The sequence below is a fragment of the Mesorhizobium sp. M1338 genome (assembly GCF_040318045.1).
Taxonomy (GTDB): Bacteria; Pseudomonadota; Alphaproteobacteria; order Rhizobiales; family Rhizobiaceae; genus Mesorhizobium.
In genome coordinates this window covers 195793-210949 of sequence record NZ_JAMYLL010000001.1, presented here as the reverse complement: position 1 = coordinate 210949, position 15157 = coordinate 195793, and the positions used below count along the sequence as shown (strand labels likewise).

Below are 15157 nucleotides of genomic sequence, written 5' to 3'. Positions count from 1 at the left end.
TCCCTCGGCGTGAGGATGCAGAACGAGCCTGCCCTGCAAAACGTTCCGGGTTTAGACCGCTGCGTCGCGCGAGCCCTCGGACAGAAAAGTAAAGACATAGTCCGAGAAGGAACGCCAGCATTCAACCCTGAAGGCGTCCGGCGCCGTGCGCAGCAGCACGATCTCGGTCTTGCCGAGGATGGTTCGCGACGCCGATCCAACCGGGAAGGCATCGAACGACAGGTCCTGCGGGCAGCCCGCATTGATCGTCGCCGCCGCCCCGGTCCCCGTCACGGCGATAGCGACGTTGCGATGCGAGATGCCGACCGCCGAGTGCAAGGCGGAAACCCCGGCACGATCGGCCAGCGGATCCTTGCCCGCCTCATCGATAACCAGCCATTCGTCGGGGCCGAGCCACAAGGCGGTTCGCCCGCCCTTCGAAGCGGACGTCTTCGGCTTTTTCGGCAAGGTCACGCCGAGCGCCTTGGAAAGCGCTGCGAGCGAGGCCTCCGGTGCACGCAATGAAATGCGCTCAGCCGGCGGCAGCACCTCGACCTTGACGCCGGTAGAGGTCGTGCTGCGTCCGGCCAGCGCCGGACGGCGTTCTACCGAAGGCGATGCGGCCGATGCCGTCTTTCTTGCAGCAGCCTTAGCCATTGAGGCGCCCTCCCGTCTCGTCGAAGAACACCATGCCGGTAACCTCCACCTCGATCACCCCGTGCGGCATCGGCACATAGAGCGTGTCGCCCATGCGGTCGCGGCCACCAGCGACCAGCGCCAGCGCGATCGACCGGCCGCAATTTTCCGACCAATAGCTCGAGGTGACATGGCCGATCATCTTCATCGGGATCGCCTGCTTCGGATTTTCGACGATCTGCGCGCCCTCTTCCAGCACCACCTTCGGGTCTTTCGTTTTCAGCCCGACCAACTGCTTGCGGCCCTTGGCGACAAGGTCGGGCCGCGTCAAGCCGCGGATGCCGACGAAGTCCGTCTTCTTCTTGCCGACCGCCCAGTCGAGACCGGCATCGTTCGGCGTCACCGTGCCGTCGGTGTCCTGGCCGACGATGATGTAGCCCTTTTCGGCGCGCAGCACGTGCATGGCCTCGGTACCGTAGGCGGCAGCGCCATGCTTCTGGCCTTCGGCCCAAAGTGCTTCCCAGACGGCCTGGCCGTAGTCGGCCGGCACGTTGACCTCGAAGCCGCGCTCGCCGGTGAACGACATGCGGAACAGCCTGGTCGGCACGCCGCAGATCTTACCTTCGCGCACCGACATATGCGGCAGCCCCTCGTCCGACATGTCGATGCCTTCGACCAAGGGCTCTATAATCTTCCGCGCGCTCGGCCCCTGCACGGCAATGACCGCCCACTGCTCGGTGATCGAGGTCAGCCAGACATTGAGATGCGGGAACTCGGTCTGGAGATAATCCTCCATGTGGTTCATGACGCGCGGCGCGCCACCAGTCGTCGTCGTCACGTGGAAACGATCGGGCGCCAGTCTGCCGACGACGCCGTCATCGTAGATGAAACCGTCCTCGCGCAGCATGATGCCGTAGCGGCAGCGGCCGGGCTCCAGCTTCTCCCATGGGTTGGTGTAGAGCAGTTCCATGAATTTCGCCGCATCCGGACCGACCACTTCGATCTTGCCCAGCGTCGAGGCATCGAACAGGCCGGCCGTCTTGCGCACCGCGACGCATTCGCGGTCGACCGCGGCGTGCATGTCCTCGCCTGCCTTGGGGAAATACCAGGCGCGTTTCCACTGGCCGACATCCTCGAACACCGCGCCTTGCGCCTCTGCCCAGGGATGGATCGCAGTCTTGCGCGTCGGGTCGAACAGCGGACCCCGCGCATGGCTGACGATCGCGCCGAAGGTCACCGGCGTATAGGGCGCCCGGAACGTGGTCAGGCCGACCTCGGGGATCGGCTTGCCCAGTGTCTCGGCGGCAATCGCCAAACCGTGCATATTGGAGGTCTTGCCCTGGTCGGTCGCCATGCCGTTGGTGGTGAAGCGCTTGACGTGCTCGATCGAGCGCATGCCTTCATGCACCGCCTGGCGGATATCCTTGGCTGTGACGTCGTTCTGGAAGTCGACGAACGCCTTCACGGTCGTGTCCGGCCCGGCGCCGGGGGCCGCACCCAGCATGCCGCGCGACCAACTCTCCGAGGCGTCGACCTTCGGCTTCGTACCCTTGGCGGTTTTCGCGCCCGCATCCTTGGCCGCCTTGGCGCCCGCCGCATAGGCCTCGTCGACCGTGGCGGACAGCCCGTCGGTGCCGTTGCAGGCGCCGACAGAGACGCAGTCCTGCGCATAGGTGCCCGGCACGAAGCGCTTGGTCTCGTCGTTGAAAGCCACCTTGCCGCGCGACTGCGAGAACAGATGCACCGACGGCGTCCAGCCGGCCGACATCAGGATCGCATCGACCGGAATGGTGCGTTCGCCGCCGCCATTCTTCGGCTGCACGGTCATCGACGACACCCGCAACTTGCCGCCTGCGCGGATCACCGCGCGGCCGAAATTGACCTCGATGCCGAGCGCCCTCGCCTCGTCGATCACCGGCCCGGTCGGGTTGTCGCGCAAATCGACGATCGCCGCCACGTCGACGCCGGCCTTCTTGAGGTCGATTGCCGCTGCATAGGCGGAATCATTGGCGGTGTAGACGCCGACATTCTTGCCGACCGCGACGCCATAGTGGTTGAGATAGGTGCGCGCCGCTCCTGCCAGCATGATGCCCGGCCGATCATTGTCGGCGAAGACCATGTGGCGCTCGATGGCGCCGGAGGCCAGCACCACGCGCTTGGCCCTCACCTGCCACAGCCGCTCGCGCGCCAGATCGTGGCCGGGAGCCTTCAGATGATCGCTGACTCGCTCGACCAGCCCGACGAAATTCTGCGCATAATAGCCGAACGCCGTCGTGCGCGAGAGCACGCGGACATTGCCCATGGCGGCGAGCTTGGCCACCGCACCTTGAGCCCAGGCAAAGCCGTCCTGGCCTTCGATTTTCGCACCGCTCTCGAACCGCAGGCTGCCGCCGAACTCGGCCTGCTCATCGGCGAGGATGACGCGCACGCCGGTCTCGGCTGCGGCAAGCGCCGCCGCGATGCCGGCGGCACCGCCGCCCAGCACCAGCACCTCGCAATGCGCATAGCGCGACGAATAATGGTCCGGATCCGGCTTGTCCGGGGAAACGCCAAGTCCGGCCGCGGCGCGGATCTTGGGTTCGTACAGGCTCTTCCATGCAGCCTTCGGCCACATGAAGGTCTTGTAGTAGAACCCGGCCGAAAACAGCGGCGAAGCAAGGTCGTTGACCGCGCTGACGTCGAAGGACAGCGACGGCCAGCGGTTCTGCGACTGCGCGTCAAGCCCGTCATAGAGTTCCTGCACCGTAGCCCGCACATTCGGCGTCTTGCGTGCCGCGTCACGCTTGATCTCGACCAGCGCGTTCGGTTCCTCGGCGCCCGCCGACAGGATGCCGCGCGGACGATGGTACTTGAACGAGCGGCCGACAAGATGGACGCCATTGGCGAGCAGGGCCGAAGCCAGCGTGTCGCCCTCGATGCCGGCATAGGACTGGCCATCGAAGCTGAACCGCGCGGTCTTCGCCTGCTTGAAGCGACCGGCGCCGGGAATGCGGAACGCGCCGATCATTTGGCACCCACTTCGTTGGAGTTTTTGGGTAGCTTGGAGGGTTTCGGCTCGCCGGCCTTGTAGGTCATGACGAACTTGTCGGTGACGGTGTCGCGCACGGCGTTGAAGAAACGCGCGCAGCCATGCATGTGCCGCCAGCGCTCATAAATGATGCCCTTGGGGTTCGAGCGGATGAAGAAGAATTTTTCGAAGTCGTCGTCGCTCTCGCCGGCCATGTTGGCCGAGCGCGCTATGTGCGCCTCGCCGGCGTTGCGGAACTCGAGCTCCGGGCGCTCTTCCTCGCAATAGGGGCAACGGATGAGAAGCATTGTCCTGGTTCCTACAATTCGCCGTGGCCGACGCGGGCGCCCGCCGGTTGATCGCAAAGCTTCTGTCCCAACGTCGCGAACGGCGCGACGAGCCGGATGCGCTCTTCCACGCTTGCAGCGGGACGAAACAGATCGCGAGACGCCATGTTGCCAAGGGTGAGTTGCATCGGATCGGTTGTGACGATCACTTGACGTGGCTGGAACGTCTCGTCCTCCTCGAGCCCTTCGGGTCGTCCCTCGAAGAACATCACCACCTTCTGACCGCCGCTCCAGACGCAGGCCAGCGTGCCGTCGTCGACCGAAAACGGCCAGCCGGCCTCGTTGCCGGCGCGACTGATCGGCTGCAGCCGCACCTCGTCCGCCGAAGGAAAATGGAACATGCCCTGTTCCCCCGCCAGCATCAGCGGCATCGCGACAGCCATCTGCGCCATCATCAATGCGCCACCGCCGCCGCCGCCGCCTCGTCGATGAGGCGGCCGGTGCGGAAGCGCTCGATGGTGAAGGGCGCGTTGATCGGATGCGGATCATCCCTGGCGATGGTGTGGGCGAAGACATGGCCCGAGCCCGGCGTTGCCTTGAAGCCACCCGTGCCCCAGCCGCAATTGACATAGAGGCCGGGCACCGGCGTCTTGGCCAGGATCGGCGAACGGTCGGGTGTGACGTCGACGATGCCGCCCCAGGAGCGCAGCATCTTCATGCGCGTGAAGATCGGGAACATCTCGCAGATGGCGTCCAGCGTATGCTGCAATATGTGCAAGCCGCCCGTCTGCGAATAGGAGACGTACTGGTCGGTGCCGGCGCCGATCACCAGCTCGCCCTTGTCGGACTGCGAGATATAGGCGTGCACCGTGTTCGACATCACCACGCAAGGCACCACCGGCTTGACCGGCTCCGACACCAGCGCTTGCAACGGATAGCTCTCCAGCGGCATGCGCACGCCGGCCATGTTCATGATCACCGAGGAATGGCCGGCGGCAACGACGCCGACCTTCCTGGCGCCGATGAAGCCGCGCGTCGTGTCGACGCCCATGACCGCGCCATTGGCGGCGCGCTTGACGCCGGTGACTTCGCAATTCTGGATGATGTGGACGCCCCGCGCCGAGGCGCCGCGCGCATAGCCCCAGGCAACCGCATCGTGCCGCGCCGTGCCGCCGCGCCGCTGCAAGGCCGCACCGACGACCGGATAGCGTGCATCCTTGGAGGTGTTGAGCGGTGGACAGAATTCCTTCGCCTGCTCCGGCGTCATCCATTCATTGTCGATGCCGTTCAGCCGGTTGGCGTGGACGTGGCGCTTCAGCACCTGGACGTCGTGCACGTTGTGGGCGAGCATCATGACGCCGCGGGCCGAATACATGACGTTGTAGTTGAGCTCCTGGCTCAGCCCATCCCACAGCTTCAGCGCGTGGTCGTAAATGCCGGCGCTCTCGTCATAGAGATAGTTGGAGCGGATGATGGTGGTGTTGCGGCCGGTGTTGCCGCCGCCGAGCCAGCCCTTTTCCAGCACCGCGACATTGGTGATGCCGTGCACCGTGGCGAGATAGTAGGCTGTGGCCAGGCCATGGCCGCCGGCGCCGACGATGATGACGTCGTATTCCTTCTTGGGCTCAGGCGAGGACCACTGCTCCTCCCAGCCCTTGTGGCCGCGCATGGCCTCGCGGGCGATGGCGAATACCGAATATTTCTTCAACGTCCCAACCTCGCCCCAGAAAAGGCCTCGCGAATAACGGCCGGGCGTTCATTCGATCCCGGCGCGCGAGGTGTATCACTAGCGAAACGGCGCTTCCACCCTTGCGCTGTTTGCGACGGCGCTTGCCGTTTTGCGCCACGGCGAAAAAGCCGCATGCGATCTGGCAGCTAAGGCCCCGTTCGGTCACACTGCCTGTCGCGAGGCTCTGGAGGATCATTATGGGCAATGCCTGGTGGAATCTGACGTTGCGCTTCCTGCTGGAGCTTGCCGCCTTGCTCGGGCTCGGCATCGCCAGCTGGCGCCTCTCACACGATTGGTGGCGCTGGGTCGCTGCGTTGGCCATACCGCTCGTTGCTGCTGCGCTGTGGGGAACCTTCGCCGTGCTCAATGATCCGAGTCGGTCGGGCCGCGCCCCTGTGCCGGTTCCGGGGGCGGTGCGGCTGGTGCTGGAACTCGTCATCCTGTTCGGCGGCGCGGCTGGGTTCTACCTGGCCGGCCAAACGACCACGGGCATCGTCATGGCCCTGCTGATCGTCATCAGCTACGCATTCTCGCTCGATCGCCTGGCGTGGTTGTTGCGGCGATAATTCGCCCCACTGGCCTCCCTGTTTGGCGAGTGACGAGGAAGGCGCGGCGTATCGATCAACCGCACGTGAAGTCTTTTTGCGGCCAAGACGCATGTTCATAGCCGCAAGGCGGGCGGCCGGTCTTGCTTTTTCCGCTCGATTTGGCAATGCCGTTTCCTGTCGAAACGGGTCTTCTTGCCAAACCGGTCCTGCAAACATGATGCTGATCAGAACCTATGTGGCTGCGAGCGCGATCGAGGGTGTCGGTGTGTTCGCCGCCGAGCCGATCGGGAAAGGCGCTTCGATCTGGCGGCTCGATCCGGATTTCGACCGGCTCATCCCGATGGAAAAATACGAGGCGGCGCCCTCGCATCTCAGGGAACTGCTTGACCGCTATGCCTATCCGAGCCCGGACCGGCCGGGTTTCATGGTCTATGAAGTCGACAATGGGCGCTTCATGAACCATTCCGGCAACCCAAACACGGATTTTTCGAAATATGGCGGGGCAACCGCGACCCGCGATATCGCCGAGGGCGAGGAGATCACCTGCGACTACGGTGAGTTCTTCGAGGATTTCGAGCGGCTGCATTTGGCGACGGCATAGAGATCTGCTGGAGAGTGCGAGGCAAGCTGGCCTCGGCTTGGCCGCCATCATTCGTCTGAAGCGACTGCCTTGCCGCCCTGGCCCATGGGGTGGAAATATTGAGGCAGAGCGAGCATACTGCTCCATGTGTTCCTTTGATGAGGAATATGCCGATGCGTCTCGGGGCAAGAAGCGTTCCGATCGAGTACTATGTTCTCAGGATCGCCGCACCCGCCGCCGGCCGACCCAGCGAAAGCAAGGTCGTCGGCCACTTTGCTGAACGGCCAATTTTTTCCGAGGTCATAGATACCTTCGGCGACCACTATCACTACGTTGGACTTGCGCCACGGCTTGCAGATGGCCGGTTCGATGTCGAAGCGCTCTCGCCAGGTGAATGGATTGTCGAGCCAGGATTGATCTACAGATCAGATAACTGGAGGAGTTGAGCCAATGGCCGGTGCTACATCGAAGCTGCGAGGGAAAATCCCGCCGTTGCCGGATGCCGATTCGCTTTTGGCCTCGGCACCAGAGTCTGCGGCTCTGGTGCGTTACCTTGCCTCCTTGGCAATGACCGCCGTCGCCACGGTCGTGGCAGTTGGTGTCGACAGTCGCGTGGCGATCCCGAACATCTCCCTCGTGTTTGTGGTGCCGGTGATTGTAGCGGCCATTAGCTTAGGCTTAGGCCCCTCCCTCTTTTCGGCAATACTTGGTGCTCTCGCCTACAATTTCTTTCTCACAGAGCCTCGCTACACACTGATCGTCGACGACCCGGCAAACGTCTGGGCGATCGGGCTGCTTTTTGTAGTCGGACTAATCGTGAGTGCCGTTGCATTCACTTCCCAGCGCAGTGCAGCCGATGCGTCGCTCCTGAGAAGGCAGGCAACGGTGCTGCAGGGCTACGGCCGCGACGTCGCGGCCGCTGACAATGCGCAGGCGATCGTCTCGATCACCGCCCGTGCTCTTGCAGCGCTTTTTCAAGTCCCTGTCGTCGTCGTTCTCGTGATGGAGAGCAAGGTGATTTCCGTCGAGAGAGTCGGCAACCTAGAGCCCCTGGACGCGGAAATCGAGGCGGCGCGATCGTCGTTGGCCACGGGGCTGTTCTCGCCCTCTGGCGTTTACCCGGCCTTAGCCTCGCGCTTTGACTTCTGGCCTGTGGTGACAGCTGAAGGCCAGGGTGCCGCCATTGGACTCGCATTCGACCCCGATGAACGTCCGTCGGCGCCTGCCGCGGTCGTCGACATCGTAGGGCGTTTTCTGGCCCTGGCCCTTGACCGTCAGCTGCTGCGGGCCAGCAGCGATATTCGATGACGTTCGAACTCGCAATGCTGGCCGGGGGTTGCGCTCTCGGGCTGTTCCACATTGTCCTGGCATCGCATTCGGCTAGCCTCCAGCGCAGCTACCGCTGGACCGCTAGCGCGCGGGACGCGCCGCAGTCACCGCTCACGGGCGTCGCCGGTCGTCTCTCTCGCGCTTCCGCCAATTTCGGCGAGACCTTCCCCCTGTTCATCGCGGCGGTGGTGCTGGCGCACCTCGCGAATGCCCACGACGGTCGAACGATCTGGGGCAGCGCGCTCTATCTCGGTGCCCGACTCGTCTATCTGCCGCTCTATGCAGCAGGCATCTGTCTGGTGCGCTCACTGGTGTGGAACATCGCCGTCGCAGGCATCGCGCTGCTGATCTGGGCAGCGGCGTTGCCTTGACCCAATCACGACCGTCGACCCGGCCCCTTTGACCGCAACGATCGCCCGGTTCAGCGTCTCCTCTCCGGCAGCATCGAGGCTGGAATTCGGCTCGTCCAACACGACAAGGGCGGGCCAGAGGGAAGCGACGCTTAAGCCAACCATAGCGGGCTTTTCGTAGGGCTTCGGAGCTACCCTGTTGCGGGGCTAGACTTATTCGATAGCACCTTTCCCGTGCAGATGGATTTCAGATCACGAACAAATAAGGAAACATCTCCGAAGTAATTCGGATACATTTCAACAAGCTTTTCGACCTTATCAACCTCGACCAAGACAGCCTTTGCACCAATGCCCCTTAGCTCGATTTTCTGCTCTATCTCTTCCAATGTCCGCGCACCCAACATAAGCGTCCAAAATGGTTGGATGGTCACGCTGTGATCTTTGTGATATTGGATCAAATAGTATCGATATTTTTCCGCTGGCTGTCCGGGATATTCCGAGTAACGGGTAAGATTCTTAATGTCTTCTAGTATGCTGGTCGCACCTATACGCTTGTTGATATCCCGCAATTCTCGCACCCGGTCATTGTGATCCGGAACACCGATATGATCGGGACACTGCTCAACGTGCGCGAATTCCGCGGACATAAGCTGGAAAAGGCGTAACCAATCCTGCTCGCCCTTTCCGTGCTTCAAATCCTGGCCCAGGAATAGCCCGACAGCCTCAACTGCGGTCGCCCATGAGTGCTGAAGTTTGGTCCGAACTTGCAATTCGATGCGTCGTCCCTCGAAAGCCTCAGTGTCGGCATCCCTAGGTCGGTACTGGAAAACAATATGGTGACTTCGATAGCCGTCCGGCTTCGGCTCATCGATATAGTTGAATTCTCGCGAGTGGATCTCATGAGGGAACTTGTCTCGCATCGATGCGAGAAGCGAGCGAACACCTTTGATGTCGGCCATGATCGCTCGGCAACCGCCGATGTCGTTCATGGTGTCCAATTTGGTGGTGGACTCTCGAAGCTTCCGACGAATGGATGCCATACGCTTCGGACGGGATGCCATGTCGCCCTTCAGTCGCAGGGCTCTCATGTGGTGACCGACAGAGAACCGAACGCTCCGCATGGGCAGAAAGTGCGAGTCGCGCCAGCTATTGGCGATCGAGAAGATTTCAAGTGCGTCCACGTACTGGCCGGCAGTGATGTCTCGTCCGAACTGAATAGGTTTTGCCAGCCGGTCGCCTGCCTTGCGAACGGCTCTCATGCTGTAGGCAAGGCGCGGGTACTCAGTCATTGGACCCATGAAGTCAAGGTAATCCGCCTCATTCTGTACTGGCGGGACTACCGCAAGGGAATCAAATCTCATGGGTCGTATCCCTTTGGGTAAGCGAAGTACAACATACGGTTATATTCCTGGGTTGCGGCGACCATGCCGGCGCGCCCTTCGGCCTTATAGCGCTCGACCCAACGCGCCACGATCTTGGCCGACACGCCGTAGACGCGCGCCGCATGGGCTTGGGAAAAAGCGCCTTCTATCACCGAAAGCGCCATCTCCTCTCGACGCAAAGGCGTGAGACGGGCATTCTTGTGGATGTTCATTCGGATCCTCCGGTGAGTGCTGCAGCTTGGTAACTCCAGTCTCCTCGGTCCGATCCGAACGGACAACCCTCTGAAAGCTCACATCTAGAGCACGGCCAGAGGCCATAGCGATCGCCAAGCAACTGGTCTTGCATACGCCCTCCCGCGGGCGGTGCGTTGTAAGCGCTGGCATCCACTCGATTCTTGCTGAAATTCCAGCTAGCTTGGGGAAAGATGGCTCAGTTCTGGTCGGTGAATCACAATCAGACCGCCCGTCAAGAGATTGATGGGCAGCACCTTTGGTCCCCCAAGACCGAGAGCAATGGCGCGCGAAATGAGTTCTACAACAAGATGGGCCATGCGACGCCCGGCGACCGATCAATTGGCTATATGGGCCGGGATAGCGGAAATCGCCTTCACCGCTCCGAAACCAATGGAGTTCGGAGACACCGGAACTTATTGGAATCAAGAGGGATGATTTCTGCCGATCTTTTGGATACCACTTTGCCCTTCGATCCATCCCAAAACAACAACAGCGAGTCTCGGCCCGCTCCCGCCGAGGCGATATTCGCCGATCCATCAAGTTTCGGACTCAGGCAATCAGAAAGCCTATCCGACAGGCATTCCACAGAAGTAATACAGATTGAAAATCGCGGCCTCATTTTTCAAAACCAGGATGGTTTCGAAGCCGGAGCGTCGCTCACGGTCCTCAAGGCGAGAATTCTAAGAGACGTTCAACAATGACCCAGCACGCAGAAAACGCTCGAATTCTCATGTACAGCCACGACACGTTCGGGCTCGGCCACTTGCAGCGCTGCCGGACTATCGCGCATTCGCTGGTCGAGGATTTCCGCGGACTTCAGGTGCTTATCATTTCGGGTGCGACAATCGCTGGCGCCTTCGACTACCGCGCCCGTGTCGACTTCGTGAAGATCCCCAGCGTCATCAAGTTGCGCAACGGCGAGTACACCTCGCTGGAAAAGGACATCGATCTGCATGAGACCCTAAGGATGCGCCAGTCGATCATCCGGCACACTGCCGAGACCTTCCGGCCGGATATCTTCATCGTCGACAAGGAACCGCTAGGCCTGCGCGGTGAGATCGAGGACACGCTGTCCTACCTCAAGACGCGGGGCACAACGCTGGTGCTCGGCCTGCGCGAGGTGATGGATGCGCCGCACCTGCTCGAAGCAGAATGGGCACGCAGGGATGTGATGCGCAAGATAGGCCTGTTCTACGACAAGGTCTGGGTCTATGGCCCGCCGGATTTCTATGATCCGTTGACCGGCTTGGATGTGCCGCCGGCTGTCAGGGCAAAGATGAAGTTCGTCGGCTTCCTGCAACGGAGCCTGCAAAAGAACGAGTTGCCCGGCCACCGGCCCGAGGGCGACTATATCCTCGTTACCACCGGTGGCGGCGGTGATGGCGCCGAACTGATCCACGACGTCATCGATGCCTACCAGCAGGACCCGCAATTGCAGCACAGGGCGCTGATCGTGCTTGGACCTTACATGCCGGCGCGCAAGCGCAACAAACTGCTCAAAAAGGGGTCCAAGATCCCCTACATCAAGATCATCGAGTTCGACAACCGCATGGAGGACCTGATTGCCGGCGCCAAGGCGGTGGTGGCGATGGGCGGTTACAACACCTATTGCGAGATACTGTCTTTCGACAAGCCGGCGCTGATCGTGCCGCGCGTCAAGCCCCGCGAGGAACAACTGATCCGAGCACGGCGCGCAGCCGAACTCGGCCTCATCGAGATGCTCTTGCCGGAAGAAGCCGAGGATTCCCAGCGGTTTGCCGATGCACTGAAGGTGCTGCCGGACCGGGCCCGCCCATCGCAGAGCAATCCGCATCTGACGCTGGAAGGGTTGCCTCATATTTCCGAAATCGTCGCGGAACTGCTCGACCGGCGGGCCGGCCATCACCTTTCGGTCATTGAAGGCATGAACTGACTTGCAAAATCGCAAGATCGTCGTGGTTCTGAAGGGCTATCCGCGGCTGTCGGAAACCTTTATCGCACAGGAACTGCTCGGTCTGGAGCGTGCGGGGTTCGACCTGATACTCTTCGCGCTCAGGCGGCCGACCGACGCAAAACGCCACCCCGTGCATGACGAGATCAAAGCGCCCGTCCATTATCTGCCGGAATATCTGCATGAAGAGCCGCTGCGCGTGCTTCGCTCGCTGTTTGCTTGTCTGCCGCGGCCGGGCTTCTGGCGCGCTCTCGGATCGCTGGCGGCCGATCTCCCCCGCGACTTTACGCGCAATCGCGCGCGCCGCTTCGGGCAAGCGCTCGTGCTGGCGGCCGAATGGCCGGAAGACGCGGGCTGGCTGCATGCACATTTCGCGCACACGCCGGCATCGGTGACGCGCTATGCCAGCCAGCTTCGTGGCCTGCCCTGGAGCTGCTCGGCCCATGCCAAGGACATCTGGACTTCGGCGGACTGGGATTTGGCTGGCAAGCTTGCCTCGGCGCGCTGGACGGTCACTTGCACGAAAACCGGCTTCGACCGTCTGAAAAAACTCGCTAACGGCAACTCGTCCGTGCATCTGAGCTATCATGGGCTCGACCTTCATCGCTTCGGCATTTCCGGCGAAGCGCGAAAACAGCATGACGGCTCGGCGCCGGACGAACCGGTTATCGTTCTGAGTGTCGGGCGCGCCGTTGAAAAGAAAGGTTACGATACCTTGCTGGAGGCCCTTGCCCTCTTGCCTGGTGATTTGGCGTGGCGTTTCGAGCATATCGGCGGCGGCGAGGAACTGGAACGGCTCAAGGCGCTGGCGCAAAAGCTCGGACTGGATGGTCGCGTCTCTTGGAAAGGCGCGCTTGCGCAGGAGGAGGTGCTTTTGCAGTACCGCTGCGCCGACATCTTCGCCCTGGCCTGCAGGATCACCGCAAATGGCGATCGGGACGGTCTGCCGAATGTTCTGGTGGAGGCGGCTAGCCAGCGGCTTGCCTGCGTGTCGACCGATATTTCTGGCGTGCCGGAGCTTATATCGCCGGATGAAACCGGGCTGCTGGTTCCGACGGATAGCCCAATTGCCCTGGCACAGGCGCTGGAGCGCCTGATCCGTGATCCCGTGCTGCGCGCCCGCCTCGGCGACGCCGCGGAGCGGCACGTGCGCGGCAATTTCGATCATATTGCGAGCATTGGACAGCTCAAGGAACTGTTCGAGCGCGAGTGGCGGGCCGCCGATTGAAGCGACTGCGCGCCTTCCTCTATGTCCAGCACCTGCTCGGCATCGGCCATCTCGCGCGCTCCAGCCGGGTCGCGGCGGCTCTGGTCGATGACGGGTTTGACGTAACCGTCGTGACCGGCGGAGCGCCGGTCGCGGGATTTCCGGGACCGGGGGTAAAATCTGTAACCCTGCCGCCTGTCACCTCCGGTGATGAAGGATTTTCGGGACTTGTCGACCTGCTGGGCAAACCGATCGACGATGATTTCAAGAAACGGCGTTCAGAGATGCTGCTGCAGGCATTCCGGGACTGCAGGCCTGATATCGTCATTGTCGAGGCGTTTCCATTTGGACGCCGGCAGATGCGTTTCGAACTCTTGCCGCTCATCGAGGCCATCGACGCGGCGTCGCCCAGACCGCTGCTGGCGACGTCCGTCCGTGATATCCTTCAGGAGCGCGTCAAGCCGGGCCGAAACCAGGAAACGGTCGATTTGATCAACAGGCATTTCGACCTTGTTATGGTCCACGGCGATCCGGCTTTCGCAACCATCGACAAGACATTTCCACTGGCCGGGGCGATCAGGGCCGAGGTCGTCTACACAGGGCTCGTTGCCGCGCCGCCATCGCCCGCGGCGTCCGAGCGCTTCGACATTCTGGTGTCGGTTGGCGGCGGAGCTGCCGGAAAGAGGCTTGTCAGTTCCACCGTCGCAGCGGCACGGAATGCCGACAACGGTTGGAAATGGTGTTTGATCACCGGCCCAAACCTGCCCAAGGACGAGTTTGACGCGATCGCCGGCTATGCCACGCCGGGCCTGTCCATCTTCCGGTTCCGCGAGGATTTCGCCAGCCTGCTGACCGGCGCCCGCCTGTCAGTGTCGCAGGCGGGTTACAACACCGTCTGCGATGTCCTGCGCGCGGGTTGTCGCTCCCTGCTCGTCCCATTTGCAGCTGGCGGGGAAACAGAACAAACGGTTCGCGCCCTAATGCTCGAAGAACTCGGTCTTGCAACGGTGCTGATGGAAAAGGACCTAACGCCTGAAGGCTTGGCGCAAGCCATCGAAGAGGCGCTTGTGGCACCGACACCATCCGCGCATCGTCTCGATCTGGAAGGCGCGCGTCATTCGGCGCAAATCCTGCGCGAGCGGTATCGAACATGGTCCCTAAAAATGGAGCCCGGTTTCGGAAAAGCTCCTGATCAAACAGACGACGAATCCTAGTCTAAACAGCTCCAATCAGCATGAAGCGCGTATAATTTTTTGTCGGCAGTTCGCCGGAGAACCGCACCTCCCGTAGCGCCGCCATTGCTTCGAAGGCTGCCAGTGAAGCCACGCAGTTGATGTGCGTCGGCTCGCTGAAATAATCGTTCGATTGCAGCAGAACATTCGTGCCCCGCGGAAGCAGAGCAAGCCAGGCGCGCAGATCGGCTATGTGTTCGCAGCTCGTATTGACCGTCAGGTCGGGCCGCCCGGCCGCATAGTCTAGTGCGTACATATCCGCCGTCAGCGCCCGGAACCGGTCGCCGGCTTCCCGGTTGAGGGTCACGGCGACCGGCGCGACTTCGGGATCGATGTCGATGCTATCCACCGCCGCGATATCGAAGCGGGCGTCGTTGAAAAGCATTGCCGGCAATACGCCGTACCAACCACCCAGAACCCATATGCGCCCGAACCGGCCGCCGCAGCTTTCGAACAGCCTGTCGAGCGCCCACACCTTGCAGGCGACCTGTTTGTGGTTGAAGGCGTTGCCTATATCGGCGTTCGGATGCTTGGCGATGACGCGCGCCAGCCCCGCCACGAGAGGGCGGTCGACATAGGCAGCAATTCCCCGCGTGAGGTCCAAGGCTTGATCGTGCCAGTCCATGCCGGCATTGCGTGGTTGCGTGACATCCATCATATTCGTCTTGTATGGTGGGATGTCGGGCGACACAACGCAATCTTGCCCCCCGCAAGGCCGTTTGATCCG

General features: G+C 61.9%; 16 protein-coding genes and 1 pseudogene. 9 read left to right on the top strand and 8 right to left on the bottom strand.

Translation table 11 applies throughout. The features are described 5' to 3' along the window. Nucleotides 1-51: 51 nt before the first annotated feature. The 5 genes from NKH19_RS01065 to NKH19_RS01045 are packed head-to-tail and all read right to left on the bottom strand — an operon-like array spanning nt 52 to nt 5617. A complete protein-coding gene (locus NKH19_RS01065) occupies nt 52-636 on the bottom strand; it encodes a sarcosine oxidase subunit gamma (RefSeq protein WP_352863200.1) in 585 nt (194 codons plus the stop codon). Continuing rightward, complete coding sequence (locus NKH19_RS01060; protein WP_352863198.1) at nt 629-3622, bottom strand: sarcosine oxidase subunit alpha; 2994 nt, start codon at nt 3620-3622, stop codon at nt 629-631. Before NKH19_RS01060 ends, NKH19_RS01065 begins: the two co-directional genes overlap by 8 nt. After that, nucleotides 3619-3930, bottom strand: coding sequence for a sarcosine oxidase subunit delta (locus NKH19_RS01055; protein WP_352863197.1), 312 nt, complete (start codon nt 3928-3930; stop codon nt 3619-3621). Before NKH19_RS01055 ends, NKH19_RS01060 begins: the two co-directional genes overlap by 4 nt. Before the next feature lie 11 nt (nt 3931-3941). Beyond that, nucleotides 3942-4364, bottom strand: coding sequence for a hypothetical protein (locus NKH19_RS01050; RefSeq protein ID WP_352863195.1), 423 nt, complete (start codon nt 4362-4364; stop codon nt 3942-3944). Next, entirely contained in the window at nt 4364-5617 is a 1254-nt protein-coding gene (locus tag NKH19_RS01045; RefSeq protein WP_352863194.1) for a sarcosine oxidase subunit beta, read from the bottom strand. The genes NKH19_RS01050 and NKH19_RS01045 overlap by 1 nt, the downstream gene beginning before the upstream one ends. 218 nt (nt 5618-5835) lie before the next feature. Here NKH19_RS01045 and NKH19_RS01040 point away from each other — a divergent pair, with 218 nt between their 5' ends. From NKH19_RS01040 to NKH19_RS01020, 5 genes are all read left to right on the top strand, one after another. Further along, the gene (locus NKH19_RS01040; RefSeq protein WP_352863192.1) at nt 5836-6204 is read left to right on the top strand and encodes a YrdB family protein; all 369 of its coding nucleotides are present in this window, start codon (nt 5836-5838) and stop codon (nt 6202-6204) included. Nucleotides 6205-6400: 196 nt separating this feature from the next. Beyond that, nucleotides 6401-6787: an SET domain-containing protein gene (locus NKH19_RS01035; protein ID WP_352863191.1), complete on the top strand. Its 387-nt coding sequence runs from the start codon at nt 6401-6403 to the stop codon at nt 6785-6787. A gap of 152 nt (nt 6788-6939) precedes the next feature. Then, nucleotides 6940-7212: a hypothetical protein gene (locus NKH19_RS01030; protein WP_352863190.1), complete on the top strand. Its 273-nt coding sequence runs from the start codon at nt 6940-6942 to the stop codon at nt 7210-7212. 4 nt (nt 7213-7216) lie between these two features. Next, nucleotides 7217-8074, top strand: a complete 858-nt coding sequence (locus tag NKH19_RS01025) for a DUF4118 domain-containing protein (RefSeq protein ID WP_352863189.1) — start codon at nt 7217-7219, stop codon at nt 8072-8074. Beyond that, a complete protein-coding gene (locus NKH19_RS01020; RefSeq protein ID WP_352863187.1) occupies nt 8071-8466 on the top strand; it encodes an MAPEG family protein in 396 nt (131 codons plus the stop codon). Before NKH19_RS01025 ends, NKH19_RS01020 begins: the two co-directional genes overlap by 4 nt. A 170-nt stretch (nt 8467-8636) precedes the next feature. On the opposite strand, the gene NKH19_RS01015 is transcribed toward NKH19_RS01020, so the two are convergent. Further along, entirely contained in the window at nt 8637-9806 is a 1170-nt protein-coding gene (locus NKH19_RS01015) for a RelA/SpoT-related domain-containing protein (RefSeq protein WP_352863186.1), read from the bottom strand. 59 nt (nt 9807-9865) lie between these two features. Continuing rightward, a pseudogene (locus tag NKH19_RS01010) lies at nt 9866-10039 on the bottom strand (helix-turn-helix domain-containing protein); the annotation flags it as partial. A 183-nt stretch (nt 10040-10222) separates the two neighbouring features. On the opposite strand from NKH19_RS01010, the gene NKH19_RS01005 reads away from it, so the two are divergent. From NKH19_RS01005 to NKH19_RS00990, 4 genes are read left to right on the top strand one after another with little or no spacing between them, the layout of a single operon-like run. Further along, nucleotides 10223-10762, top strand: coding sequence for a hypothetical protein (locus NKH19_RS01005; protein ID WP_352863185.1), 540 nt, complete (start codon nt 10223-10225; stop codon nt 10760-10762). Continuing rightward, nucleotides 10759-11973, top strand: coding sequence for a glycosyltransferase family protein (locus tag NKH19_RS01000; protein ID WP_352863183.1), 1215 nt, complete (start codon nt 10759-10761; stop codon nt 11971-11973). The genes NKH19_RS01005 and NKH19_RS01000 overlap by 4 nt, the downstream gene beginning before the upstream one ends. A 1-nt stretch (nt 11974) precedes the next feature. After that, the gene (locus NKH19_RS00995) at nt 11975-13219 is read left to right on the top strand and encodes a glycosyltransferase (RefSeq protein ID WP_352863182.1); all 1245 of its coding nucleotides are present in this window, start codon (nt 11975-11977) and stop codon (nt 13217-13219) included. After that, nucleotides 13216-14412, top strand: a complete 1197-nt coding sequence (locus NKH19_RS00990) for a glycosyltransferase family protein (protein ID WP_352863180.1) — start codon at nt 13216-13218, stop codon at nt 14410-14412. Before NKH19_RS00995 ends, NKH19_RS00990 begins: the two co-directional genes overlap by 4 nt. Before the next feature lies 1 nt (nt 14413). Here NKH19_RS00990 and NKH19_RS00985 read toward each other — a convergent pair whose 3' ends face one another. Beyond that, a complete protein-coding gene (locus tag NKH19_RS00985) occupies nt 14414-15085 on the bottom strand; it encodes a class I SAM-dependent methyltransferase (RefSeq protein ID WP_352863479.1) in 672 nt (223 codons plus the stop codon). Nucleotides 15086-15157 lie beyond the last annotated feature (72 nt).